The sequence below is a fragment of the Thermostichus sp. OS-CIW-30 genome (assembly GCF_054060215.1).
The window spans coordinates 1-22,729 of sequence record NZ_JBSSCZ010000006.1 but is presented as its reverse complement, the minus strand read 5'-3'; the positions used below and the strand labels follow the sequence as shown (position 1 = coordinate 22,729).

22 protein-coding genes, 1 tRNA gene, 2 pseudogenes and 1 riboswitch are annotated in these 22,729 nt (G+C 57.8%); of the genes and pseudogenes, 14 read left to right on the top strand and 11 right to left on the bottom strand.

The features are described 5' to 3' along the window. Nucleotides 1-43 precede the first annotated feature (43 nt). The gene (locus ACVWZF_RS03560) at nucleotides 44-712 is read right to left on the bottom strand and encodes a RibD family protein (protein ID WP_414399463.1); all 669 of its coding nucleotides are present in this window, start codon (nucleotides 710-712) and stop codon (nucleotides 44-46) included. 124 nt (nucleotides 713-836) lie between these two features. Here ACVWZF_RS03560 and ACVWZF_RS03555 point away from each other — a divergent pair, with 124 nt between their 5' ends. The 3 genes from ACVWZF_RS03555 to clpS all read left to right on the top strand — a co-directional run bounded on the left by ACVWZF_RS03555 (nucleotide 837) and on the right by clpS (nucleotide 3,697). Further along, nucleotides 837-1,232, top strand: a complete 396-nt coding sequence (locus ACVWZF_RS03555) for a hypothetical protein (RefSeq protein ID WP_457410853.1) — start codon at nucleotides 837-839, stop codon at nucleotides 1,230-1,232. A gap of 140 nt (nucleotides 1,233-1,372) precedes the next feature. Further along, nucleotides 1,373-3,214 (top strand): hypothetical protein, encoded by a 1,842-nt coding sequence (locus ACVWZF_RS03550; protein WP_457410852.1) that lies wholly within the window; start codon nucleotides 1,373-1,375, stop codon nucleotides 3,212-3,214. A 177-nt stretch (nucleotides 3,215-3,391) separates the two neighbouring features. Next, complete coding sequence (gene clpS, locus ACVWZF_RS03545) at nucleotides 3,392-3,697, top strand: ATP-dependent Clp protease adapter ClpS (RefSeq protein ID WP_011434126.1); 306 nt, start codon at nucleotides 3,392-3,394, stop codon at nucleotides 3,695-3,697. Here clpS and cobT read toward each other — a convergent pair. Next, the gene (gene cobT, locus ACVWZF_RS03540; protein WP_041436788.1) at nucleotides 3,646-4,773 is read right to left on the bottom strand and encodes a nicotinate mononucleotide-dependent phosphoribosyltransferase CobT; all 1,128 of its coding nucleotides are present in this window, start codon (nucleotides 4,771-4,773) and stop codon (nucleotides 3,646-3,648) included. The genes clpS and cobT overlap by 52 nt on opposite strands. 150 nt (nucleotides 4,774-4,923) lie before the next feature. Between cobT and ACVWZF_RS03535 the strand changes: the two genes are divergently transcribed. The 4 genes from ACVWZF_RS03535 to ACVWZF_RS03520 all read left to right on the top strand — a co-directional run bounded on the left by ACVWZF_RS03535 (nucleotide 4,924) and on the right by ACVWZF_RS03520 (nucleotide 7,054). Next, the gene (locus ACVWZF_RS03535) at nucleotides 4,924-5,247 is read left to right on the top strand and encodes a DUF1825 family protein (RefSeq protein WP_011434128.1); all 324 of its coding nucleotides are present in this window, start codon (nucleotides 4,924-4,926) and stop codon (nucleotides 5,245-5,247) included. Further along, the gene (locus tag ACVWZF_RS03530) at nucleotides 5,244-5,726 is read left to right on the top strand and encodes a Fur family transcriptional regulator (protein WP_457410850.1); all 483 of its coding nucleotides are present in this window, start codon (nucleotides 5,244-5,246) and stop codon (nucleotides 5,724-5,726) included. The genes ACVWZF_RS03535 and ACVWZF_RS03530 overlap by 4 nt, the downstream gene beginning before the upstream one ends. Further along, on the top strand, nucleotides 5,723-6,226 hold the full coding sequence (locus ACVWZF_RS03525) for an AbrB family transcriptional regulator (RefSeq protein WP_414330730.1): 504 nt from the start codon (nucleotides 5,723-5,725) through the stop codon (nucleotides 6,224-6,226). The genes ACVWZF_RS03530 and ACVWZF_RS03525 overlap by 4 nt, the downstream gene beginning before the upstream one ends. Nucleotides 6,227-6,358: 132 nt before the next feature. Next, entirely contained in the window at nucleotides 6,359-7,054 is a 696-nt protein-coding gene (locus ACVWZF_RS03520) for a chorismate pyruvate-lyase family protein (protein ID WP_457410848.1), read from the top strand. A 125-nt stretch (nucleotides 7,055-7,179) separates the two neighbouring features. Here the strand turns inward: ACVWZF_RS03520 and ACVWZF_RS03515 are convergent, their stop codons facing one another. Continuing rightward, nucleotides 7,180-8,751, bottom strand: a complete 1,572-nt coding sequence (locus ACVWZF_RS03515) for a photosystem II high light acclimation radical SAM protein (protein ID WP_414343837.1) — start codon at nucleotides 8,749-8,751, stop codon at nucleotides 7,180-7,182. Between the two features lie 134 nt (nucleotides 8,752-8,885). Between ACVWZF_RS03515 and ACVWZF_RS03510 the strand changes: the two genes are divergently transcribed. From ACVWZF_RS03510 to ACVWZF_RS03500, 3 genes and pseudogenes are all read left to right on the top strand, one after another. Further along, entirely contained in the window at nucleotides 8,886-10,250 is a 1,365-nt protein-coding gene (locus ACVWZF_RS03510; protein WP_457396056.1) for a serine/threonine protein kinase, read from the top strand. A gap of 98 nt (nucleotides 10,251-10,348) precedes the next feature. Beyond that, a pseudogene (locus ACVWZF_RS03505) lies at nucleotides 10,349-10,902 on the top strand (IS5 family transposase); the annotation flags it as partial. A gap of 94 nt (nucleotides 10,903-10,996) precedes the next feature. Beyond that, on the top strand, nucleotides 10,997-11,755 hold the full coding sequence (locus ACVWZF_RS03500) for a TIGR00297 family protein (protein ID WP_011434135.1): 759 nt from the start codon (nucleotides 10,997-10,999) through the stop codon (nucleotides 11,753-11,755). Between the two features lie 185 nt (nucleotides 11,756-11,940). Here ACVWZF_RS03500 and ACVWZF_RS03495 read toward each other — a convergent pair whose 3' ends face one another. The 4 genes from ACVWZF_RS03495 to clpP form a co-directional block, all read right to left on the bottom strand. After that, the gene (locus tag ACVWZF_RS03495) at nucleotides 11,941-12,273 is read right to left on the bottom strand and encodes a ribulose bisphosphate carboxylase small subunit (RefSeq protein WP_011434136.1); all 333 of its coding nucleotides are present in this window, start codon (nucleotides 12,271-12,273) and stop codon (nucleotides 11,941-11,943) included. 8 nt (nucleotides 12,274-12,281) lie between these two features. Then, nucleotides 12,282-12,689 carry a RuBisCO chaperone RbcX gene (gene rcbX / locus ACVWZF_RS03490; protein WP_414349604.1) on the bottom strand — a complete coding sequence of 136 codons (408 nt, stop codon included), beginning with the start codon at nucleotides 12,687-12,689 and terminating at the stop codon, nucleotides 12,282-12,284. 66 nt (nucleotides 12,690-12,755) lie between these two features. Continuing rightward, a complete protein-coding gene (locus ACVWZF_RS03485) occupies nucleotides 12,756-14,180 on the bottom strand; it encodes a form I ribulose bisphosphate carboxylase large subunit (RefSeq protein WP_414355962.1) in 1,425 nt (474 codons plus the stop codon). Between the two features lie 508 nt (nucleotides 14,181-14,688). Then, nucleotides 14,689-15,291, bottom strand: coding sequence for an ATP-dependent Clp endopeptidase proteolytic subunit ClpP (clpP, locus tag ACVWZF_RS03480; protein ID WP_011434140.1), 603 nt, complete (start codon nucleotides 15,289-15,291; stop codon nucleotides 14,689-14,691). Nucleotides 15,292-15,681: 390 nt separating this feature from the next. Here clpP and ACVWZF_RS03475 point away from each other — a divergent pair. Further along, a tRNA-Glu gene (locus ACVWZF_RS03475) sits at nucleotides 15,682-15,754 on the top strand. 310 nt (nucleotides 15,755-16,064) lie between these two features. Here ACVWZF_RS03475 and ACVWZF_RS03470 read toward each other — a convergent pair. Then, entirely contained in the window at nucleotides 16,065-16,412 is a 348-nt protein-coding gene (locus tag ACVWZF_RS03470; RefSeq protein ID WP_011434143.1) for a DUF1815 family protein, read from the bottom strand. A 485-nt stretch (nucleotides 16,413-16,897) separates the two neighbouring features. Between ACVWZF_RS03470 and ACVWZF_RS03465 the strand changes: the two genes are divergently transcribed. Beyond that, nucleotides 16,898-18,145 (top strand): URC4/urg3 family protein, encoded by a 1,248-nt coding sequence (locus tag ACVWZF_RS03465; protein WP_457410846.1) that lies wholly within the window; start codon nucleotides 16,898-16,900, stop codon nucleotides 18,143-18,145. Here ACVWZF_RS03465 and ACVWZF_RS03460 read toward each other — a convergent pair. Both ACVWZF_RS03460 and cobO read right to left on the bottom strand, forming a co-directional pair. After that, nucleotides 18,142-19,545 carry a cobyrinate a,c-diamide synthase gene (locus ACVWZF_RS03460; protein WP_457410845.1) on the bottom strand — a complete coding sequence of 468 codons (1,404 nt, stop codon included), beginning with the start codon at nucleotides 19,543-19,545 and terminating at the stop codon, nucleotides 18,142-18,144. The two genes, ACVWZF_RS03465 and ACVWZF_RS03460, sit on opposite strands and share 4 nt — an antisense overlap. Before the next feature lie 16 nt (nucleotides 19,546-19,561). Beyond that, a complete protein-coding gene (gene cobO, locus ACVWZF_RS03455) occupies nucleotides 19,562-20,296 on the bottom strand; it encodes a cob(I)yrinic acid a,c-diamide adenosyltransferase (protein ID WP_414380934.1) in 735 nt (244 codons plus the stop codon). A 128-nt stretch (nucleotides 20,297-20,424) separates the two neighbouring features. On the opposite strand from cobO, the gene ACVWZF_RS03450 reads away from it, so the two are divergent. Continuing rightward, the gene (locus ACVWZF_RS03450; protein ID WP_011434147.1) at nucleotides 20,425-20,793 is read left to right on the top strand and encodes a hypothetical protein; all 369 of its coding nucleotides are present in this window, start codon (nucleotides 20,425-20,427) and stop codon (nucleotides 20,791-20,793) included. 67 nt (nucleotides 20,794-20,860) lie between these two features. Then, nucleotides 20,861-20,972: riboswitch (SAM riboswitch) on the top strand. A 297-nt stretch (nucleotides 20,973-21,269) separates the two neighbouring features. Beyond that, complete coding sequence (gene metK, locus ACVWZF_RS03445; RefSeq protein ID WP_041436796.1) at nucleotides 21,270-22,529, top strand: methionine adenosyltransferase; 1,260 nt, start codon at nucleotides 21,270-21,272, stop codon at nucleotides 22,527-22,529. 28 nt (nucleotides 22,530-22,557) lie between these two features. Here metK and ACVWZF_RS03440 read toward each other — a convergent pair. Further along, nucleotides 22,558-22,729, bottom strand: a pseudogene (locus ACVWZF_RS03440) (IS5-like element ISSoc13 family transposase); the annotation flags it as partial.

Here is a 22,729-nt window from a genome sequence, read left to right as displayed (position 1 = left end):
TCTGAATTTGTCCAAAAATTTTTGTGTTTGTATAGAGCATTTCTCAGGGCCACTCAACTCCGTAGCGCAAAAACAGCTCCTTGGAACCGCGGCGGCATTCCAGCAGCTCCAACTGGGGCAGGGATCCCTGCACTTGCCAACCCTCAATGCTGGCAGGCGCATCGGCATATCCACTCAGCAGCACCGGAGCGAGGGTAACCCACAGCTCATCCAAGGCTCCTGCCTGCAGAAATGCCCCCAAAAGCCGCCCCCCGCCCAACAACCCCACCCGTTCAATGCCCAAGCTGCGCAGGCGGGCCAGCCGTGCCGGCAGATCCCAATCGGCAGCCACCCAGATATCCTCAAAGCCGGTTCGGTTCTGCCAAATTTGGGATCCCTTGGGAGTTGTCCACAGCCAACGGGTGAGGGGCTGGCGAAAAAACGGCAAATCCTCAGGAATATCTCCGCTGCCAGAGCAGATGATCGTCAGGGGCTGGGGAGAGAGGCCCTGAGCAGTTCTGCGTTGGATCAACTCGGGATCCCGAATACGCAGACTGGTGCCGTAGGCCCGCAGAGTGGCTGCCCCCATGATCAAAGCCTGTTGCTGAGCAGCTTGGGTTTCCAAATGCCGATAGTCCTCAGGGCTGCTGAAGGAGGGCCTCTGCGCTCGATGGGCTGCGATCTTTCCATCCAAGCTCTGGGCAAAGATAGCTACCAAATGGGGACGATTCAAAGACAAGATTGCTGAGAAAGGGTGGGCAAACCCTACAAATTGACCAGAATAGAGTCAGGCATCGCCGGGAGAACCGTGGCACAGACTGTTGTGCCGGTCACCAGCTCGCCCATGCGGAACGGATATGTTAGGAACATTTCAATCATCCACCATCCGGGTTGAAGTCGAGGCCAGTGCATCGACGATGCAGCGCTGTCTGACAGAAGTGGGGTTGCTGCAGCAGTGGATCTGGCCCCAGCAACTGCAGGGATCCCTTCCCGAAAGGCTGGAGCCGGGCAGCACCTTTGCCGCCCAATGGGGCCCCCTCTCGATCATGCACCAGGTGGAAACCCTGCTGCCGGAACGGCTGCGCCTGCTGATGTGGGGAGGAGCCGATGGCTACTGTGACTGGCTGTGGGGGAACGGCTGGGTGCAGTTGCGGGTAGAGGCCGTCTCTCTCCTGCCCTTGGGCTTGGGACAATTGCTGATGCTGCGGCGGCTGCAACAGTTTGCCCAAAGCCAAGAACAGCGCCCCTCTTAGGACTTAAAAAGCGACCTTCCGGCAAAATCCGTGGATCCTCGGCTTGACAAAATGTGTTCCACTTATACCACTCTGCTTTTCTAAGGATTTTCCACTACGATAGCTGTAATAGAGCTTACTCTTCCCATCCGAGAGGCCCGATGAATCCGCCGACCAGCCCCACCTCAGCCACCATTGAGCAGGAAAGGTTCGAGATCCGCTTGGGAGAAGCTCTCAACCGAGCAGGACTGCTCACCCCCGCCCAACTGGCTCAGGCCATGTGGGAAAAGGCCGATACCCCCTTGATGTTGGGGGAGCTGTGTATGCAGCACGGCTGGATTGCCCCCCGAGATCTCTACCCATTGATTCCGGTCGAACTGGTGCGTATCGGCGAGATCTTGGTACTGCATGGGTATCTGGAGCTGGAGCACATCCATCAGGCCCTGATTCAGCAGCGGCAGCACCCGGAGCGCAAGCTGGGGGAGATCTTGGTGCAGCAGGGCTGGGTGCAACCCCACTGGTTGGAATGGGCCTTGGACAAGCAACAGCGGCTGCGGCGCCAGAAAGGAGCTGCCAACAGTTGGGAAGTGATGGTGGAGCAGTGGTCCACCATTCCCGATCAGCCCCCTCTTTACGTCTCACCTCTACAGGTAGCTCAAGAGACTTACAAAGCCACCCAGCAATACAAAGCCCAGCTGGAGCGCTACCAAGAGCAAATTGCCATCTTAGAAGCGCAACTGGAGCAGCAGCGGCAGCAGCAACAGCTCCTGGTCGAACAATCGCTGCAGCAGGTTGCCGACCATCAAGCCCGCCAGCAGGAACAGCAGCAGCGCATTGCCCAATTGGAAGCCCAAATTCAACAGGAGACAGAACAACAAAAGGCTGCCCAGCAGCGCATTCGGGAACTGGAGGAGCAACTCCAAGCTCAGCAAGCTCAGGGATCCGCGCAACTGCAAGCCGCCCAAGCAGAGCTGGAAATCCTACGTCGCCGCTGCCACGAGCTGACAGAATGGCAATCTCAAGCCAAACACAAGCTGCAAGAGCTGGGATCCCAACTGCAGGAGCAGCAGAAGATACAGCAGGCTCAGGCACAGCAGCTCCAAGAGCAGGCCCATCTGCGTCATACTCTGCAGCAAATGGAAGCCCAAGTGGCCGCCCTGAACCAATCGCTGCAGGAGCACCAACATCAACTCCAACTGGCCCAGTCCACGAAACAGCGCTTAACTGCCGACCTAGCCCACGTTCGCCAAGAAGCTGCCGAGGCCACCCACCGCTTGCAGGTGCAGCTCCAAGAAACCCAAGCCCAACTGCGAGAAACTCAAGATCGCTTGCAGGAAGCCCAAGCCCAAGTGAGCCAGCTCCAGGCCCAACTGCAAGCGGCCCAAGCGGAAAACTGTGCTCTAGCCGCAGCGGTAGCCGAAGCCCGGCGAACTTCCCCACCTGCAGCCGCACCGACCTCAGCTTCGGAGAAAGCCCGGCCAGAGGCAGAGGATCTCAAGACCCTGACCGTAGCCGACTGGGCAGCCGAGCTGAGTGCCCCAGAAAGCGAATTGCCCCCGCAGCAATATTTGGGGGAAGAGGACTTGGAAGCTCTACAGCGGGCCACCCCCTGGGTACAGCGGGTATTGACCCAATTGCGGGCGGCTGGCCTGATCGACAATGCCGGCATCGAAACCGTCATTCACGCTTGGGAAAAGGCAGGGGGCACCTTCACGGATGTGCTGGCCCACCACAGTGGCCTCAAGCCGGAGACCGTCAAATTTTTCAGCGAAGGGGGCTACTCCGTTCAACTGGCGGGGGGACGCCACGTGGCCGATTACCTCAAGGCTTCTGGGTTGGTCAGCGCCGCCCAAATCGAACAGATCCAGAAGCACCTGCCGCCAGGCGGATCCCTGTGTCAGGCCCTTGCCCAAGCCGGGATTCTACGCCGGGCCACTGCCCTGTATTTCGAGCGCCACTTCGGCAGGCAAAAGCCCCGCCGCCCGCTGCGGGAAGAGCTTTAGAGGAACCATGCTCTATCGCTGACGCCAACGACCGACAAGGGATCCGAATACAGACACAAGCTGCCAACAAGATGCCAATTAGACTAGAAACTAGATAGAGATAGATCATCAGAAGCGACCGGTTTCTCACCCCTGAGAGACCCAAGTTACTCGGTAGTTGTGTCGATCTCTTCTGCTATGACTACGGAAGCTCCAACTCGACCTGCTCAGCAGTTCTCGCCCTCGAGAACCCAGGTTCGCCAGCCCTACCCCCACTTCAAGGTGATCGTCTTGGATGACGATTTCAATACCTTTCAGCACGTTACGGAATGTCTGCTGAAATACATCCCCGGCATGACTTTGCCCCTAGCGCGGCAACTGACCGTGCAGGTGGATGCCGAAGGGCAAGCAGTTGTTTGGGTCGGCCCTCAAGAACAGGCGGAGCTCTACCATCAGCAATTGCTGCGGGAGGGGTTGACCATGGCCCCCTTGGAGCCGGCCTGAAGCACCAGGCGTTCGTAGCTGCGCTCAACTGCTGCCAACAGCTCCGCTTGGCCCCAACCGGCGTAAAGGCTGCTGGCAATGGCCAGCCCACCCGCCCCCACCCCTTCCTTGACATAGCCCCGCTCGTAAGCCTGTAGAGGCAGATAGCGGCTATTGGCAAAGCTCAGTTGGGTGGCCAAAAGGGGAGCAACCCCCAACAACTCTGCCAAGGCCACCGTATTGCCCGAGGGATCCTCTGCCACCCAGCGGGTGGTTCCCACAACCACGTTCTCTGGGGGCCAAGGGATCCCCTGCTCTTCCCCCCAGCGCTGCATCAAGGCCAGCACTGCCAGCATTTGGGTTCCCCCTGCCAGCAGCACCGCTCCCCGTTGCGCTGCGCCCATCGCTAACCCGGCCACAAAGGGCTGCATGGGATCCCCCACTGCCGCCACCACCTCAGCAGCAGAAGCTCCCCTTGGCAGACGGGCCAATCCCTGCCGGGCCAAGGCCAGCTTTTGGGCGTGGTTGCAGACCGGGTGGCTGCTGTTTACCATGCCCTCTGCTGCCCACCCCAGTCCCAACAACACCGCCAGCGCCGTGGTGGTGCCCCCTGCCACACACTCCCCAATCACACAGTAGCCTTGCTCCAGCCGGGATCCGCGGTCGTACCCTTCTTGCCAAAGGGATCCCACCTGCTCCAAAGACAGAGCCTGTCCTGTGCTCAAGCAGCGGGCCACTCCCCCAGAGCTCACCATTTCTGCCCCCGGCAAAGGTTCCGGCAAGCCACAATCGAACACTCGGCACGGGATCCCCAACTCCCTCAGGATGGCGCAGCTGATCACCACTGGGGAAGGATAGCCATCCGGAGAGGTGGGCAAGCGGTGAGAATGGCCCGCCAGCAACACTTCCCCATCGGCAAGAGCTGTGTAGCGACGCAAGGAGGGGGTAGCGCCGGCAGCCGAAATGCCCGGAACAAGAGCCGTTTCGGTAAACCCCAAGCAGGCCAGAAACAGAGGTCGGGATCCCTGCACCCGTTCGCACCACCGCCGGGCCACAGCCGGCTGAGTGTAAGCCTTAACGCAAGGAAACGGAAGCATACCGGACACCGAGGCAAACAAGCCAGAGTCTATCCTGAGCCAGAAGGGCGGGATCCCGTACTCGCAGGAGGGGTTGCCTCCTGCTGAGGCAATCGGATTCGGATAGGATGGGTATACCCAATGCAGTTTATTCAGGGCAAACGGAAGGCCATGAGCTTCTTCGACTCTGAGATCGTCCAAGAGGAAGCCAAGCAACTGTTTCAGGATTTCCAAAACCTGATGCAGCTTGGTCAACGGTACGGCCAATTCGACCGGGAAGGCAAAAAAATCTTCATCGAACAGATGGAGGAGTTGCTGGAGCGCCAGCGCATTTTCATGAAGCGGCTGGAACTCTCCGACGACTTTATGGCTCAAATGACCATCAAACAACTGCAAACTCAGCTTGGGGGGTTTGGGCTCTCCCTGACCCAAATGTTTGACCAAATGCACCAGACCCTAGAGCGCATGAAAGCTGAGGCAGACGCTGAGCGTTGACCCCCAAGAACGACCTACACGAAGGGATCATGTCTTCTTCCCGCCAGACCCGCAACCAGAAATTGATTCTGGAGGTGCTAGAGCATCGTTCACAACCCCTTTCGGCGCAAGAGATCTTTTTGGAGTTGCGCAATGCCAACCACACCGTCGGTCTGGCCACGGTTTACCGAGTTTTGGATGCTCTGCGCAATGAGGGCAAGCTGCAGGCGGTCAACTTGGGAGACCAGCAGACCTACTACCAGGTTCTGCCCAGCAATGGCCACAACCGCCACCACCTGATCTGCACCGAATGTCGGCGGGTGGTGCCTTTGCCCGATTGTCCGGTGGAAGATTTGGAGGCACAGCTTTCCAGTCAGTACCAATTCGCGATCGAGTACCATGTGCTTGACTTCTACGGCGTCTGTGCCCAGTGCCGTAGAGGGGTTGGGCCAAGCCCGGACTCACAGCGTTCCTCTTTTCTCAAAGCTAAGCCCAAATGATGAGCTATCTCTGGACGGTGTTGATCGGGCTGGCTGGCGCCCTGATCGGGGTCAAGCTGAGGCTTCCGGCAGGAGCGCTGGTGGGCTCCATGGTGGCGGTGGGTCTGGTGAATGTCTGGGGGGCGATCCCAATTCCCGCTCCCCCAGCCGGGATCCGTTTTGCCATGCAGGTGGTGTTGGGCATTCTTTTGGGTACTAAGCTCACTGCCGATACGCTTCTGGCCCTGAAAGATCTGTGGCGACCAGCCCTGCTCTGTACAGTGATTGCGGTGGGCACGGGGGTCTTGTCGGGGTACCTGATCTCCCGTTGGCTGGGGATCGAGCGCTTGACTGCCATCTTGGGCACAGCTCCAGGAGGCATTTCCGACATGAGCCTGATAGCCCTGGACATGGGAGCCCAAACCAGCACAGTGGTGGTCATGCACTTGGCACGCCTGATCAGTGTCGTCGTGGTCGTCCCCTGGGTGGTGCGACTGCTCGTTCAGCCGGGCACGAGTTAGCTAGACCGCCGGGAAGCCCCGCCCTCTGTGCATCAGCATGAGTGCCGGAGTATGTCACGAAAGTCCTCGGAGCAGAGATGGTGGGTGGGTTAGACTAAGGGCGATACAGAACTTAACAACTGAACCGCTGCCTTGGAACTTTCCCCTTCTCCACTCACCTGCCATGCCGACGTTGCCGGATCCCCTTGGAGCGCTACTCTCTGTTCTGCAGATGGCTCTTTGGGGAATGTCTCCTCTGGCCAAGGCGATTGGTGGCCTCTACAGCTGCATTGGCAGGGGGAGCCAGACCCGGTACAGCCTGAGCTGGTGCAGGTGGATCCCGTGCTGCGCTTGCTGCTTTTGGGGGATGGCTTTACCACCCGTAATCTTGCTGCCTTGATCCAAGAGCCGATTCAGGCTCATCTGCTGGACACGGGCCGGGTTGATTTACAGGCAGAGCAGGGCACTGCCCCCAAGTCCATGCAACAGCTGGCCAGAGATTTGGGGCGGCTGGGATCCCCTTTGATGCGGCGGCGGGTTTGGCTGTGCGGAGTAACCTCTCAACAGCCCTTGCTCTATGCCACCTCTTGGTGGAACTCTGAACATTTGGCCCAATACTTGCCCCATCCCGATCGGCCCATTGGCCAAAATCTGATCCAAGAAAAACTGGAGACCTTTCGCGAGCTGCGCGGCCTTTACCACGGCGAGGCAGACCCGGTTGCCCGGCTGCTGCAGTGTCCCGGTCCCTTCTGGGCTAGGCATTATCTTTTGTTGCACAGGGGCCAGCCTTTGACCGTCATCTACGAGGTGTTTTCTCCACGGCTGGCCGCAAGGGCCCTGTCCCGCTAGCGCGACGGAGACCTCCAACGGCGCACGGCTGCGGTGATGGCGGCTGCCACCTGCGGATCCAATTGGGCGCTGGCGGAGATGCGCTGATAGTCCTCCTAAGGTTAGAGAGGCTGCTGGCCCAAGAGCTAAGACACGTAAACCCCTGTTAGAGGCGCGCTCAGGGCTTCTTCCAACTCTGCCAGGCCAAGACGACGCTCCAGGATATCCATCACCTCGCGGCCAAAATCATGGGGGTTGCGATCCCAGGCTTCCAGACACACTTCCCCAAAAAAGGATCCCAGGGGTTCTGGGTTCCAGAGCAGTTTGCGCGCCGTCCAAGGAGTCATGTGCATGGGGTTAAAGCGGTCGTCGATAACACCGATTTTGCGGGCAAAATCTTCTAGATGAGTGTGGGGTTGCAGGCCGATGAAGAAGATGGCCGGCTCAACTTTGTCGCGACCAAAGATGGCTTCCAGCTCGCGATGGTACCGTACTGTTTGCCGAATGGTTTCCGGTCGCTCGTCGATGACATTAAAGGAGTAATTGACCGAAACCAGATCGTTGAACCCTGCCTGTTTGAGGTAGCGGCAGCTCTCCAGTACCGTGCGCAGGTTATAGCCCATGCGCATTTTGCGCACCAGTTCCTGGGATCCGCTGGTGATGCCGATCTCGAAGTAGCTCATGCCAGTTTTCACCATGAGCTCGGCCAGCTTTGGGGTGAGGTTGTCGGCCCGAATATAGGCAGCCCAGCGAATATCGGTCATGCCGGCATCAAGGATTTTCTGCAGCAATTCCTCCGCATCCTCAATGTAGCGGCGGGCAGGGATAAACTGGGCGTCAGTAAACCAAAAGTTTCGCACTCCTCGCTCGTACAACTGCATCATTTCTCGGATCACCTCATCCACAGGGTTGAGGCGCACCTGCTTGCCTTCGATGACGGTGTAGATGCAGTAGCAGCAGTTGTGGGGGCAGCCGCGCTTGGTTTGTACCCCAATGTAAAAGTCGCCCCCTTCTAAGTAGTAGTCAATTTCCGGCCAAATGGCGGTGATGTAGGTGTAATCACAGGCGGTTTTTTGCAGAGGTTGAGGCGGCTCGTGGATCAAACCTGGGCGAGGTTGCTCCAGCTTGGCCCGATAGCAGCGCTCTGTGGCTAGGCTTTGCCCTTGGATGACTTTTTCCAGCAGCGTTTCTCCTTCCCCCACCGAGATGATGGTGCCTTGGGGCAGGTAGCGGCCCAATTGTTCGTAGAAGACGCTGACTGCCCCACCCCCCAACACCGCTTCAGCGTGAGGTTTGTAGCGCCTGGCTCTGCGGATCCCCTGCCAGACCAGCCGGGTGTTGCGCCAAATCTCGCCATAGTAGGCCAGCACCAGCCTGAGGCTATTCAGGGATCCCCGCAATTTTTTCAGGGGGTTGCGGGCGTAGAAAAACTCAAAAGAGTGTTGCAACAGGTTGCCGGCCCGCCCGTTCACCGGCGCATAGACTTGAATATCTCGCCAAGAGAAAACCAGCAAATCCGGCTGAAACTGATCGATTTGCTCCAGCATGCGGCGGCGAAAATCCAAGGGCGGGAAGGTGCCCATATCGAAGATGCGCTGCTCAACTTGGGGGAACAGCTTGTGGACATGATCGGCCAAATAAACCACCCCAATGGGAAAAATGGGATTGCAGGGCAGCCGCACATAGAGGATTTTTTGAATCTTCAGGTTCGAGGCCATATAACCTGAGAGCTTACTTTACATCTCTTCACTCACTCTAATCGCTTTTTGAGGGGCGCGGCGGCAGGGATCCAGAAGGGACAAAGATAAGCTAAAGTTGAAGCAACCAGCAGGGTCGGACCTGAGGAGAGGGTATGACTCCAGAGGGCCCAATTTGGCACAGTCGCTATCGGCCAGAGCGGCGATTGAGCAAGCGCAGCGGCAGACATACCTATCTGGCTCAGGATTTGCTCACCTCGGAACAGGTGGTGATCAAGCTGCTGCTCTTCGGGCCAGACTTTGATTGGGCCGACCTGAAGCTGTTCGAGCGGGAAGCCCAGATCCTGCAGACCCTCTCCCATCCGGCCATTCCTGAATACCGCGACCACTTCGAGATCAGCCTAGAGGGAGGACGGGGCCTAGCCCTGGTGCAAACCTACATCGACGCCCCCTCGCTACAGGAGTGGATGGAGCAAGGGCGGCGCTTTGCCGAGCCGGAGGTGCGGGAGCTGGCGCAAAAGCTGCTGCGCATTCTCGTCTACCTGCACGAACTCCATCCCCCCGTCATTCACCGAGATCTCAAGCCCAGCAACATTCTCTTGGGATCCGACCAGCAGGTGTACCTAGTGGATTTTGGCTCGGTTCAGGCGGCTGCTCCACGGGAGCAGGGATCCTACACCGTGGTGGGGAGCTACGGCTACATGCCCCTAGAGCAATTTGGCGGCAGAACCGTGCCCGCTTCCGATCTCTACAGCTTAGGTGCCACCCTAATCCACCTGCTCACCGGCCAACACCCGGCGGATCTGCCCCAGGAGGGAGCCCGGATTGTGTTCGAGCAAGCGGTGCACCTGAGCCCGCCCTTTCGCGACTGGCTGCGGTGGATGACGGAACCTTTGGCGGCAGATCGTCCCGCTTCCGCCCGGCAGGCCCTGGAGGCGCTGGAGCATTTGGATCGTCGTCCCGCCTTGATTCCCTCAGACGCAGCAGCAGTCCCTACTCGACAGCCAGCAGGCAGCCGGATTCAACTGCACAAGTCTGAACAGACCTTTCAGGTGGTGATCCCGGTCCGGCAAATCGGTGTTTTGGTGTTGCTGCCTTTCGCCATCGCTTGGAACTCCTTCACCACCTTTTTCACGATCATATCGGTTGGGCATGCGCCTTTTCCGGGCAATCTGTTGTTTGGCCTATTCATCCTGCCCTTCTGGACGGTGGGGTTGGTGATGGTGGGCGTGATCCTCTACGGTCTATTCGGCAAAGTCCACCTACGGATCGACACAAAATACATTCGCCTGGTTCACGAGGTGTTTGGCCTGCGCTTTCGCAGAGTTCCCCCCAGTCGGCGATGGGATATTGACCGGCTAGAGCTGATCCCATGCCAAAGCCCACAGTTGAACATCTGGGCGGGCAACCGCAAATACGAGTTGGGAGCGGGGATCCCTTTGCAGGAGCCAGAGCTGGAGTGGTTGGCCTCGGAACTAAGCCGTTGGCTGAAGATCCCAGTTGAACGGCGAAAGGTGTAGTCGTTAGGTTTTTTGCATTTAGTTATGATAAGGACAGTTTTTGGGTAAGGTCTGATGAGTTATCTTGCTGCAGATCACAGCAAATAAAATAGCAAAAAATTATAGCTTTCCTGAAAACAGAATCCAGATCCACATCGGCAAAGAGGCAGGATGCAAACAGTTTATCCAAGGCCTGCTGTAATAGCTCGCTCTGGATCCCCGTGGCGCTACCTCCCAAAAAGATATGGAAAATGATACACCAGAGATTCCATCGCTGGAGTTGCTTGGGAGTTTGGGAAAGACCCTGACTTAGAGCATCTTATCCTTGACTCAACTGTCGTTCGTGCTCACCCCTGGGCAGCCGCAAAAAAAGGGGAGCAAGCTTTGGGGAGGAGTCGAGGTGGATACAGCACTCAGATCCATGTGAGTGTGGATGGTTTGGGGAAGCCGTTAGTGTTTAGAATCACAGCAGGGCAAAGCAGGATATTACCCAAGCAGAGGCATTACCAGAGAGTTGGCAAGAAGAGCATACGAAGGTGATAGGGGATAAGATTCTCAGGAATTCAGGGAGAGGATAGACAAGGGAAGGCCGGGTGCTGATTCCTTCTAAGAGGAATAGGAGGGTGGTGGGAGATTTGACCGGCACGTTTACAGGGAGAGGCATTTAGTCGATAAAAGATTTTTTTGCGATTTAACACGGATTGCTATATTGGTGCTTGTGCTGAGAATTATCTGGCCAAATTGCTGTGGCTAAAGTTTAAGGGTATATGTGGCAGGCGTGGCTTCTGAGTCAGTGGGGGGTGGCACTCTGGCTCAACCTGGCTCTGGTGGTGCTGGGTCTGCTGAGCCCTCAGAAGGCTTTGACGCGAGCAGGGGTCATCCACGCGGGCCTGCTGGGCCTGCTGGTGTGGGGGGGGCTGGGGGGGCGGGGCTACGCGGTGGTAGCTGCCTATTTTTTAGTGGGAACAGCCGTAACCAAACTGGGGATCCGGCGCAAGCAGGCGCAGGGGATCGCCGAAAAGCGAGAGGGGGCGCGAGGGCCGGAGAACGTCTGGGGATCCGCTTTAACCGGGGCAGTATGTGCGCTAGGATACGCTTTCTTCCCGCATCCCCTGTGGTGGTTGGGATACAGCGCCAGCTTTGCAGCGAAATTGGCCGATACCGTCAGCAGCGAGGTGGGGAAAGCCTATGGCCGCAAGACCTTTTTGATCACCACCTTCCAGTCCGTGCCGGCGGGCACAGAAGGAGCCGTGAGCCTAGAGGGATCCCTGGCGGGAGTGGCGGCAGCGGCAGGGATGGCCGGGTTGGCCTGGGGGATTGGCGGGGAATGGGTAGGGGGCAGCCCATTCTGGTTGGTCATCTGCTGGCTGGCCGGGATCCTGGCCACCCTGGCGGAAAGCTGGATGGGAGTGGTGTTACAACCCCGTTTGGCCTGGATGAGCAATGAAGTGGTGAACGGCATTCAAACAACCTTGGCCGCTCTCCTGGCCGTGGGGTTGGGAGCGCTTTTGGGGATCGGATCCTGAGAACAGGGTTGCTTCGGGACAGTTGCCCAACTCTGGCCCAGAGCAACTGCGCCGCTAACGCCAACACGGGACAAACTGTTGCCCTGCAATCGGGAAGGCTCCCGTTGGATCCCCTCGCATAAGAAAAAGGAGAGAGACGCTCCAGAAGCTCTCTCCCCCAAGCTGGTCAAAACTCTGAACCTCTCTCAGCGCAGGCCGCTGGGCTTGTAGACCAGGAAGCTGAGCACCTGGCACTGCTTAATGTTGTCGAACCCCACCACGCGAATGAAACAGTTGGGGTAGGCGCTGCGGCAAGCCTGCACTTCGCTGAGCACCTCCTGGGGAGAAGTGGCGCTGAACAGGGGCAGCTTCCACAGCGTCCAATAGCGAACCGTTGGTTCAGACGATTCGTTGAACTCTATGGCCGGGATGTAGCCCTGATCCAAGATGTACTGCACCTGCTTGATGATCTGCAGATCCGTCAGCGGCGGCAGATAGGAGAGGGTTTCGTAGCGGCGCTCTTTTGGTAAGGTTTGCATGATGGGTATCACTCCGTTTCGGGTCTAGGGTTTTGTGGGGGGGATCCCGCTTCCGGGTGGGTAACGGGTAGGGATCCTGTTGCTGAGGTGATCCGTTCTAGATGATTGCGGCGGTGCTCCATGTTGGCTTGCTGGATGCCGGCTTTGGCCATCTCCGGCAGGTAATCGACCACCTCCGCAGCAATGTGTTCACGAACGGTCATGATGCGATAGGCCAACTCAGGACGCTCAGCCAGCAAAGCCCGCAGGTAGGCTTCCCCATCCTGAAGGTTTTGCCGAGCGGAGAACTGCTGTAGCCAAAGAGCCCTGGGGGGATCTGTTTCGCTCAGTTGAGCCAGCACCGTGCGCATCGCCTGATAAGTCAGGTAGCTGATCAAGGTCTTGGCGGTGTCTTTGGCGATCTGTTTCAGATCCATTGCCGATCCAGGGAGGGAGCCAGTAGGGCAAGAGAACCGTGGGGATCCCCTGCCCCCAGCAGATCTCTAGAGGGTGTCGACGGCCTTGAACTCGAACTTGATTTCCTTCCACAGCTCGCAGGCAGCCGCCAGCTCTGGCGACCACTTGGCTGCTTCCCGGATAATGTCGTTGCCTTCGCGGGCCAGATCTCGACCTTCGTTACGAGCTTGGATACACGCTTCCAAGGCCACCCGGTTGGCGGTTGCGCCCGGCGCGTTGCCCCAGGGGTGTCCCAAGGTTCCGCCGCCAAACTGCAGCACCGAGTCGTCGCCGAAGATTTCCACCAGCGCCGGCATGTGCCAAACGTGGATCCCACCGGAAGCCACTGGCATCACCCCTGGCATGGAAGCCCAATCTTGGGTGAAGAAAATGCCGCGGGAGCGATCGGCCTCTACGTAGTTTTCCCGCATGAGATCCACAAAGCCCATCGTAATGGCGCGGTCGCCTTCCAACTTGCCCACCACCGTACCGGCGTGCAGGTGGTCGCCGCCAGACATGCGCAGGCACTTGGCCAGCACCCGGAAGTGGATGCCGTGGTTTTTCTGCCGGTCGATCACTGCGTGCATGGCGCGGTGGATGTGCAGCAGGATGCCATTATCGCGGCACCACTTGGCCAAGCTGGTGTTGGCAGTGAAGCCAGCTGTCAAGTAGTCGTGCATGATGATAGGGGCGCCCAACTCCTTGGCAAACTCGGCCCGCTTGAACATCTCTTCGCAGGTGGGCGCCGTCACGTTCAAATAGTGGCCCTTGATCTCGCCGGTTTCCGCTTGGGCCTTGTGGACAGCCTCCATCACGAACAAGTAGCGATCCCGCCAGCGCTGGAAGGGCTGGGAGTTGATGTTTTCGTCATCTTTGGTGAAGTCCAAGCCGCCCCGCAGAGCTTCATACACGGCCCGCCCGTAGTTTTTGGCAGAAAGGCCCAACTTGGGCTTGATGGTGCAGCCCAGCAGCGGACGGCCATACTTATTCAATTTGTCCCGCTCCACCTGAATGCCATGGGGAGGGCCCTGGAAGGTTTTCAGGTAGGCCACCGGAATTCGTACATCTTCCAGCCGCAGCGCCTTTAGGGCCTTAAAGCCAAAAACGTTGCCCACAATCGAGGTGAGCATGTTGGTCACCGAGCCTTCCTCGAACAGATCCAGCGGATAGGCGACGAAGCAGAAGTACTGGTTGTCTTCGCCGGGAACCGGCTCGATGTCATAGCAGCGGCCTTTGTACCGATCCAAGTCGGTAAGCAAATCGGTCCATACCGTTGTCCAGGTGCCCGTCGAAGACTCAGCCGCCACGGCTGCCCCCGCCTCTTCGGGAGGAACGCCCGGTTGAGGGGTAACTCGGAAACAGGCCAAGACGTCGGTATCCTTAGGTGTGTAGTCGGGAGTGTAATAGGTGAGTCGGTAATCCTTCACCCCGGCTTGATAGCCGCTTTTGGATTGGGTTGCTGAGTAGGCCACGTTGATCTCCCTCTGAACGAATTACAGAACCAGAAAATGCCCTTCACGGATGCAACCAAGAGGAAAAACTCAGGGCCAAAACTCGAGACCGCCGAGTTTCCGTGAATAAGACCGCCCCACAACCATGAGGCCAAAGTTGGGCTTTAAGACACTCTTCATCCCGGCGGATGGAAGCCCTAAACCCTTCTTTTCGAGCGCCTTCAATTACTAGCTTCGACTCCCTGGATTTGCAAACCCAGCGGAAAGGAATTTATACAGCGCCTAAGCTAGAATCTCGGCAAACACAACTCTATATAGGTTTAATCCTAAGCTACCATCCGCAATAATGGGCTGATCATTACTTTCTTTATGAGTTTGATTAGTTTAATTAAAGTAAGACCCCCTGCTTCCCGCTGAGAATACAGATTTCTTTGGCTTTCTTAATATCTTTTGGGTGGAATCCCCGGCCAAAACCAAAAGCTCCCTTCTTTGAGGGAGCAGAGCAAACCCACCCGCAGGGCCTGGACGGTCAAGAAACGGCTGCCAGGGTTGGCTGGGGTCTCTTGCTGATCACCTGGTCGATAAGGCCGTACTCTTTGGCTTGTTCTGGAGTCATGAAGTTGTCGCGGTCGGTATCTCGTTCGATGCGCTCTAGAGGTTGGCCGGTGTGGTAGGCCAGCAGGCTATTGAGGCTGTTTTTGATGAAGAGGATCTCTTTGGCCTGAATTTCAATATCGGTAGCTGGCCCCTGAGCTCCACCAAGGGGTTGGTGGATCATGATGCGGGCGTGGGGAAGGGCAATGCGCTTGCCTTTGGTGCCCCCTGCCAGCAGAAAGGCTCCCATGCTGGCAGCCAAACCAATGCAGATGGTGGAGACATCCGGCTGAATGTGCTGCATGGTGTCGTAAATGGCCATGCCAGCATAGACAGAGCCGCCGGGGGAGTTGATGTAGAGGTAGATGTCTTTTTCAGGGTCTTCGGACTCCAAGTAGAGCATCTGGGCCACAATCAGGTTAGCAATGTCGTCGTCCACCTGGGTGCCCAAGAAAATGATCCGATCCCGCAAGAGACGCGAGTAAATGTCAAAGGCGCGCTCGCCTCGCGCAGATTGCTCAATAACGGTGGGAATCATGCCAGTCCAAACGATGGGTCAGCCCTTACTAGTGTAGTCTAAGCCACTGGATGGATGCTTTGCTCAGGACGACTCACCGGCCCGCCTCCGTACGGGGCTCGATGGGGTGTGAGCCAGCCAGAGCAGCAAGGAGACGGGGTGGTTATAGCGGGATCCCTCTTCTTCTGGGATGTGGAACGGGTCTGAGGTGTGGCTCTTTGTGATGTGGTGAGGTGAAGCCAAGATGGACGTGATCCCAGATGAACCGATTGTGATTGCCAGCCTGCTGAGCCTGGCTTTGCTGGGGATCTTGATTCTGAACTTGGCAGGGCGTGGGTCTGGGGATGCAGATTAAAAGGTTGACAAGCTTACTTATCCTTCTTTAGGATTAGAATCGCCTTGTCGGAGAGCGCCCCCATCGTCTAGAGGCCTAGGACACATCCCTTTCACGGATGCGACAGGGGTTCGAATCCCCTTGGGGGTATTGGGTCAGAGTTATAAGATAAAGCCGTCAACAGGGGATCCCTGGCAGCGGTGACACCTTACTCAGACTTTACTCAGAGAGGCTTTGCCGCCACAAACCACTCCAGATACAAGCTGGGAGAGCGGGTCATCTGGGATCCCCATACAAGCGGCATGGGCAGCCGGCCAACTGCCACTCCGTCGAGGGGGATCCCTATTCCACCCTTACTCCTCAACAGGGGAAAAATCTCCAAAGCAGCGGCCTAGAAGGTTAGGCTTAGTTGTCCAATCGGCTACGGCTTGGGTTTGAGCAGACCTAGGGCCTGCCAGGATCAGGTGCTGGCCACCAGAGCTTCAGCCGGCGTGGCGGCGACCAACAGCTCATCTTTGATAAGCTCTGCCAGCTCCTGCAGTTGGCGAATTGCCTCTGCTCCTTCCAATTTCATGAGCTCTCGGTCATCCCGCATTTCTGTCCAGCTAATGGAGCATTCGGAAACCAAAAAGCGAATCAGGTGCCCCTCTCGTAAGCTGACCATAAACGAGGCACTCTCGAAAGACGTACCACAGGTGTAGCAAGAGGCTGGGTAGCCCCGCTTCTCCAAAACGATGGCCAGAGCCTGCAAACTCATCACCAGATCTTGAACATAGCTGCGGTATTGTTCCGCCAACCGTGTGAACATCACACTCCTCCCTAATGAATTGGCCTCTGTGGGGCTCCGCCTAGCTGCAAATGACCTAACTAGTAATTTATGCTTAGAGCTAGGTTTACATCTATCATAACAATCGACAATCCCTCAAGGAAGTGATTAAGGCCACAGAGTAGGCGAAGTCTACCTCAGTGAAATGTAGTATTCAACACTTCTCTTAACAAAGACATCAAAATTTACCTCGAGTCAATGCTCTTATCTATCTGGATCCTCACCCAGTGCTTGGCCCAGTCTTTTCTCAAAATGGCTCAGGGCTGCTCGTGTCAGCAGGACAGTTGCTTCAAAGCTTTCTCTTGCAAGGGTCTCACCGATCGCGAAGTAAGACGCGGTCTTTTGACAAGAGACCGGCGGGAGTGTCAAGTGGGCCAAGGCTTGCAGACGAACGCAGATCAAGGTGGGTTCCCGCCCGATTATGCTGAGAAAATTCTCGGCATGGACAATTGAGAAGGAACGGCTTGATGCTGACACCTGTTGATCTGGAAAAACGAGTGGTTTATTTGCAGAGTCCCCAAGCCATTCGGGATCGCTGTCGGTTGCTATTGGAAAGGGTTTTGGCCGGTGAATCAGAGCATTTTCGCCTCGACCTGAACCGGCTGGGATCCGTAGCCGACTATGTGATCACCACAATGCGGGCCCATTATCCCAACGGGGAAATTCCCTTCCACAGCCGCTGGCAACATTTTCAGGTGGGATCCGGGGAGCGCCTAGCCCGTTTGGAAAATCGACTTAAAGACATGGATCCGCTGGAGCGGCTGCGATGCAAGTGGGATCTGGCCATCGTCAGCGTGTTGCTGGACGCAGGCGCAGGCTCTGCCTGGAAGTACTGGGATCCAGAAAGTCAGACGGTGGTGGGTCGTTCCGAAGGTTTGGCCTTGGCCAGTTTCGACTGGTTCTGGCAAGGTGGGTTTTCCAGCGATCCCCAGCAGCCTCTGCAGGTGGATGCGGCGGGCCTGGAGCGGATCACCTTGGCTGATTTGGCAGCAGCTTTCCAGGTGGGGCCGGAAAATCCTTTACTGGGACTGGAGGGGCGCTGGCAACTGCTGCAAAGGTTGGCACAAACTTTGCGGGCTCAACCTCATTACTTTGGATCTGGTCACAATCTTCCCCGTCCTGGCCGGTTGTGGGACGCTATCCAGCCTGAGGATCCCAGCGGTGGGATCAAAGCAGCACAGGTCTTCCAGGCAGTTCAGAGGGGGTTTAGCTCCATTTGGCCTGGGCGAGTCTCGCTGGCCGGGATCCCTCTGGGGGATGTCTGGCCCTATCCCCACCTGCCCCAAACAGAGCCGGGGAGCCATTGGGTGCCTTTTCACAAGTTGTTGCAGTGGATGATCTATTCCCTGCTGGAGCCGTTGCAGCAGGAGGGGATCCCAATCGGGGGTTTGGATGAGCTGACGGGTTTGGCGGAGTATCGCAACGGGGGGCTGTTTGTGGATTTGGGGGTGATCCAGCTCAAGCAGCCGGAGATTGGGCAGCAACCGCATCCCCCAGATTCGACGGTGATTGTGGAGTGGCGAGCCCTGACGGTGATTTTGCTGGATCAAGTTGCCTCCTTAATCCGGGAAAGGCTTGGCTGCTCTGCCCAAGAGTTGCCCCTGGTGAAGATACTGCAAGGGGGAACCTGGACGGCAGGACGGCAAATAGCGGCCCAGCTTAGGCCAGATGCTTCCCCTCCCATCCAACTGCTCAGCGATGGCACGGTTTTTTAGGGATCCCCTTTCGAGATTCTTAAGAAGTTCTGTAATAATCTCAGGGCCAAATCAGGACGGGATCCCCAGTGCAGATGCAGGTACGAAGCGTGAAGACGCTCGGTGGCCCATCCTTCCTGTTGAAGCTGGGCGGGGGATCCCCAGCTGTAGATTGGGCTGGGGGAGATGGGGGTGCTGCGGGAGCGGTGAAATTCATGCCCGCGCAGGCGATCCCCGGCTGGGGCCAGCAGGGTTGGGCGCAAAACCGCAGCTGCGCGGTAGCCCAAACATAGCCGGTTGGCCATGTCTACTGTGATGGGCAACAGCCCGGCCATCGGGTAGGTCTTTCCCTGAAAATCGGTAAGGGATTGGCCCAGCACCATCAGTCCGCCGCACTCGGCGTAGAGGGGTGGGTGGGTGGGCGGGGGAGGTTGTTGGTTAATCCTCTCAGATAGAGGTGCTGCAAACAATTCCGGGAACCCTCCCCCCAGCAGCACGCCGTCGCAGGGCTCCGGTGGCCATAGCCCCACCTGGAGGGGGGAATACTCCAGCAGCTCGGCTCCACAGGCCCGCAACAGATCCAAGTTGTCGGCGTAGTAGAAGTTAAAGGCGTGGTCTTGGGCCACCGCCACCCGTACCTGTTCGCAGCGGCGGGGCGGAGTCCTTTCGGTGAGAGGGGGGATCCCTGGCCACAGCTCTCCTACCGCTGGAGGAAGCCTCCGAATGAGGGGCAATAGGCTATCCCAATTGACGTGTTGCTCGGCCAGCTCGGCCCAGGCAGCTTGCCAGTGGGGGAAGTGATCCAGTTCTGAGACAGGCACCAACCCCAGGTGTCGGCTGGGCAACCGCAAATCCTCCCGCCGGGGAAACTGGCCCAAGACCGGGATCCCCACTGCAGCCGCCGCCTGCTGCAAGATTTGTCCATGCCGCTCCGAGGCCACCCGGTTGAAGATCACCCCGGCAATGGAGAGGCGGGGATCCCAGCGGCTCAAGCCGTAGAGCAAGGCGGCCACCGTCGTTCCCATGCCACTGCCATCGATCACCAGCACCACAGGGATCCCGAGCAGGCGGGCCACATGGGCGCTGCTGGCAAAAAAAGGCTCCGTTCCGCCCTCGGGGAGGGGCAGGGATCCCGGCGCTCGTCCATCGAAGAGGCCCATTACCCCCTCCACAATGGCTCCATCCTTGCCCTGGCAATGGTGGCGAAAGCAGCGCTGCACAAAGTCCTCGTCGGTCAAGAAGGGATCCAAAGTGCGACAGGGGATCCCGCTCACCGCCGTGTGAAACAGAGGATCAATGTAATCCGGCCCCACCTTGAAAGGTTGGATGCGCAGGCCCCGTCGCCTCAGAGCGGCCAACAGAGCCAGAGTGATGGTGGTTTTGCCGCTGCCGCTTGCTGCCGCCGCCAGCAGAATGGCCATCTTTCCTGCCCAAGGGTTAGAACTCGATGCCGATTTGCGCCTTGATCCCCTGGTCACGGAAGGGATGCTTGACCAAAGTCATCTCCGTCACCAGATCGGCTCGGTCGATCAACGCTGCCGGCGCGCCCCGCCCCGTCAAGATCAGGTGAACCCGCTCCGGTTTCTCCGCTAGCCCGGCCAACACCCTGTCCGGCGAGAGATATCCCAACTTGAGGGCGACATTGATCTCATCCAGAAGCACCAACTGAAACTCCCCGCTGGTGAACAGCTCCCGCCCCTTTTCCCAGGCCGCCTGTGCATGGGCGATGTCTCGCTCCCGGTCTTGGGTTTCCCAGGTAAAGCCCTCTCCCATGGCGTAAAAAGCTATTTTCCCCAGGCCCAGCTCTGGATGCTCGGCCAATTTCCGCAATAGCTTGGCTTCTCCTGGATCCCAGGCCCCCTTGATAAATTGCACCACCCCCACCGACAATCCCTGGCCGAGGGCGCGGAAGATCATGCCAAAGGCAGCCGTGGTCTTTCCCTTGCCCTGCCCGGTGTGTACGATGATCAAGCCCTTGTCATCTCGCATGCCCGACAGACGCTGCCGCTGCCGCTGCTGGCGTTTTTGCATTCTTTGGCGGTGCCGCCAGTTTGGGTCAGCCTCTGTGCCCGGTGAGCTATCGCAAGCAGCCTCAAGTTCTGTTGTCGAGGGGGGCAGGGGCTGGGATCCCGAAGCCGGTGCAGGCCAGCCAGACAGGGCGGGTTGGGCCATAATCAAAAGGAATCGAGATTCGCCACACAGGCTGAGGGGAACTGCACCACTGGCGCGACCGTCGGGGCAAACCCAAGTTCCCCACAGTGAACCGCCTTTATCCTAATCCGGTTTCATTCGGCTGGGATATGAGAGAACCGGCTGCCGCTTTCCGAGATAGCCTGCTAATGTACTGCTTCATCTGGGCAGTGCTGGCAATAGGGTGTTTTCAAGTCTTGCCCCGCATCCAAGTCGTATCTGCCGCCGAGTTGCAACCGTGGCTAGCGCCCAGCTACTTTGCAGGTCTGGGGGGATCCCTATTGGCAGCCTTGGGATCCCTGTTGGCCATCTCAGCCGAAACGACGCCAAATCCTGCCGACAAAAAGCATCTGCACCGCTTGGCTTGGGGATTGGGGACAGTTGGCTTTCTCGGCGTTCTCTCCCCCCTGGGCTTGGCCGGCGCATTCTTTCTCAAAGCCGCTCAGGGGACAGACTGGTGGCAGGGTCTGTTTGGCTGAAGCCGCCCACAGCTTATTTTTTTGACAAATGGGCGGAGGTTGGGGGTACTATAGGGACAAGTTCCGTTCTTTATCCAGAGCAGACTGAGGGACCAGGCCCAATGAAGCTGCGGCAACCCGGCGGAAGCCTCCGCTACGGTGCCAATTCCTGCGGTTAGTCAGTAACCGAAAGATAAAGGCAATAAAGTTTTCTCTAGAGGATAGCCCTCTTTGGCGGGGGACTTTTCTGGCAACTTTATCCTTTAGCAGCTCCCATAGCTCTGGTCGCGGCAGCGGGGCAAGGCCTTCGCGGCAGTGCTGGTGCGTCAGCGGTGCAGAACGCTTGCTGGTTGCTGGGCCTTTCCTCTGGCTGAGTTGGGGCTGGTGCGGAGCACCTGGGGATCCCTGGTTGGCTCTTTCTCCCACGGATGATGAACGAGCGGGTGAGCATTGTTTTTTGTTCAGGTTCTCAGTTCTAGCTTTAAGGAGAAGGTTCGTTGTCCAAGTCGTTTTTGTTTTCCTCGGAGTCGGTGACGGAGGGGCACCCCGACAAAATCTGCGATCAGATCTCCGATGCCATCGTGGATGCCCTCTTGACGGCGGATCCCCTCAGTCGGGTGGCCGCCGAGGTGGTGGTCAATACGGGCCTGGTTTTGTTGACCGGGGAGATCACCTCGCAAGCGCAGGTCAACTTCACCCGTCTGGTGCGGGACAAGGTGGCCGAAATTGGCTATACCGATGCCAAGAATGGGTTTTGTGCCGAAAGCTGCGCGGTGTTGGTGGCTTTCGATGAGCAATCTCCCGATATTGCCCAAGGGGTGAACATGGCCCTGGAAAGTCGCGGCTCCCAGGAAGATCAATTCGACTTGGTCGGGGCCGGGGATCAGGGGTTGATGTTTGGCTTTGCCTGCGATGAAACTCCCGAGTTGATGCCCTTGCCCATTAGCTTGGCCCACCGCCTCAGCCGCCAGTTGGCCACGGTTCGCAAAAACGGCACCTTGCCCTATCTGCGCCCGGATGGCAAAACGCAGGTGACTGTGGCCTATGAGGAAGGTCGCCCGGTGGGCATTCACACCCTGCTCATCTCCACCCAGCACACACCCACGATTGGCGCCATTACGGAAGAGGCGGCGGTGCAAGAGCGGATCCGCGCCGATCTCTGGGAGGCAGTGGTCACGCCGGTGTTTGCCGAGCTGCCCATCAAGCCGGATAGCCACACCCGCTTCCTCACCAATCCCACCGGCAAGTTTGTCATCGGCGGCCCTCAGGGAGATGCGGGCCTGACCGGACGCAAGATCATCGTCGATACCTACGGCGGCTATTCTCGCCATGGGGGCGGGGCCTTCTCCGGCAAGGATCCCACCAAGGTGGATCGCAGCGCTGCCTATGCGGCTCGTTACGTGGCCAAGAACATCGTGGCAGCTGGCTTGGCGCAAAAATGTGAAGTGCAGGTGAGCTACGCCATTGGGGTAGCCCGCCCCATCAACATTTTGGTGGAAACCTTTGGCACAGGGCGCATCCCCGACGAAGAGCTGTTGCGGCTGGTGCAGCGCCACTTCGATCTGAGGCCGGCAGCCATTTTGGCCCAGTTCCAACTGCGGGAGCTGCCCCGCCAACGGGGGGGACGCTTCTACCAAAATGTAGCGGTCTATGGTCACTTCGGGCAAACTCACCTGGATCTGCCCTGGGAGCGCACCGATAAAGCCGCTCTGCTGCGGGAGGAGGCTCTTGCCAAGGCGACTGCCCTCTTGGCCTAAGAGGGGATCACTAGGTTGTGTTGATCTTTCATTTGAGCCAAAAGAGAGCACTGACGAGATAGAGAAAACTCAAGAAGTTCCTGGCCAATTTGTCAAAACGAGAAAATAGATGCCGGTACTGCTTTAACTTATGAAAAAAGCATTCGATTAAATGCCTCTCTTTATACAGATGCTTGTCATAATGCCGCTGCGTCTTTCTA

Coding starts and splice junctions, on each gene's coding strand:
- clpP (WP_011434140.1), bottom strand. CDS start 15,291: ATGATTCCCACCGTTATTGAGCAATCTGCGCGAGGCGAGCGCGCCTTT.
- cobO (WP_414380934.1), bottom strand. CDS start 20,296: ATGGCCCAACCCGCCCTGTCTGGCTGGCCTGCACCGGCTTCGGGATCC.
- ACVWZF_RS03535 (WP_011434128.1), top strand. CDS start 4,924: ATGAGCTTCTTCGACTCTGAGATCGTCCAAGAGGAAGCCAAGCAACTG.
- ACVWZF_RS03515 (WP_414343837.1), bottom strand. CDS start 8,751: ATGGCCTCGAACCTGAAGATTCAAAAAATCCTCTATGTGCGGCTGCCC.
- rcbX (WP_414349604.1), bottom strand. CDS start 12,689: ATGGATCTGAAACAGATCGCCAAAGACACCGCCAAGACCTTGATCAGC.
- ACVWZF_RS03465 (WP_457410846.1), top strand. CDS start 16,898: ATGCTGACACCTGTTGATCTGGAAAAACGAGTGGTTTATTTGCAGAGT.
- ACVWZF_RS03550 (WP_457410852.1), top strand. CDS start 1,373: ATGAATCCGCCGACCAGCCCCACCTCAGCCACCATTGAGCAGGAAAGG.
- ACVWZF_RS03510 (WP_457396056.1), top strand. CDS start 8,886: ATGACTCCAGAGGGCCCAATTTGGCACAGTCGCTATCGGCCAGAGCGG.
- ACVWZF_RS03525 (WP_414330730.1), top strand. CDS start 5,723: ATGATGAGCTATCTCTGGACGGTGTTGATCGGGCTGGCTGGCGCCCTG.
- ACVWZF_RS03470 (WP_011434143.1), bottom strand. CDS start 16,412: ATGTTCACACGGTTGGCGGAACAATACCGCAGCTATGTTCAAGATCTG.
- ACVWZF_RS03500 (WP_011434135.1), top strand. CDS start 10,997: ATGTGGCAGGCGTGGCTTCTGAGTCAGTGGGGGGTGGCACTCTGGCTC.
- clpS (WP_011434126.1), top strand. CDS start 3,392: ATGACTACGGAAGCTCCAACTCGACCTGCTCAGCAGTTCTCGCCCTCG.
- ACVWZF_RS03460 (WP_457410845.1), bottom strand. CDS start 19,545: ATGGCCATTCTGCTGGCGGCGGCAGCAAGCGGCAGCGGCAAAACCACC.
- ACVWZF_RS03450 (WP_011434147.1), top strand. CDS start 20,425: ATGAGAGAACCGGCTGCCGCTTTCCGAGATAGCCTGCTAATGTACTGC.
- ACVWZF_RS03555 (WP_457410853.1), top strand. CDS start 837: ATGTTAGGAACATTTCAATCATCCACCATCCGGGTTGAAGTCGAGGCC.
- cobT (WP_041436788.1), bottom strand. CDS start 4,773: ATGCTTCCGTTTCCTTGCGTTAAGGCTTACACTCAGCCGGCTGTGGCC.
- ACVWZF_RS03495 (WP_011434136.1), bottom strand. CDS start 12,273: ATGCAAACCTTACCAAAAGAGCGCCGCTACGAAACCCTCTCCTATCTG.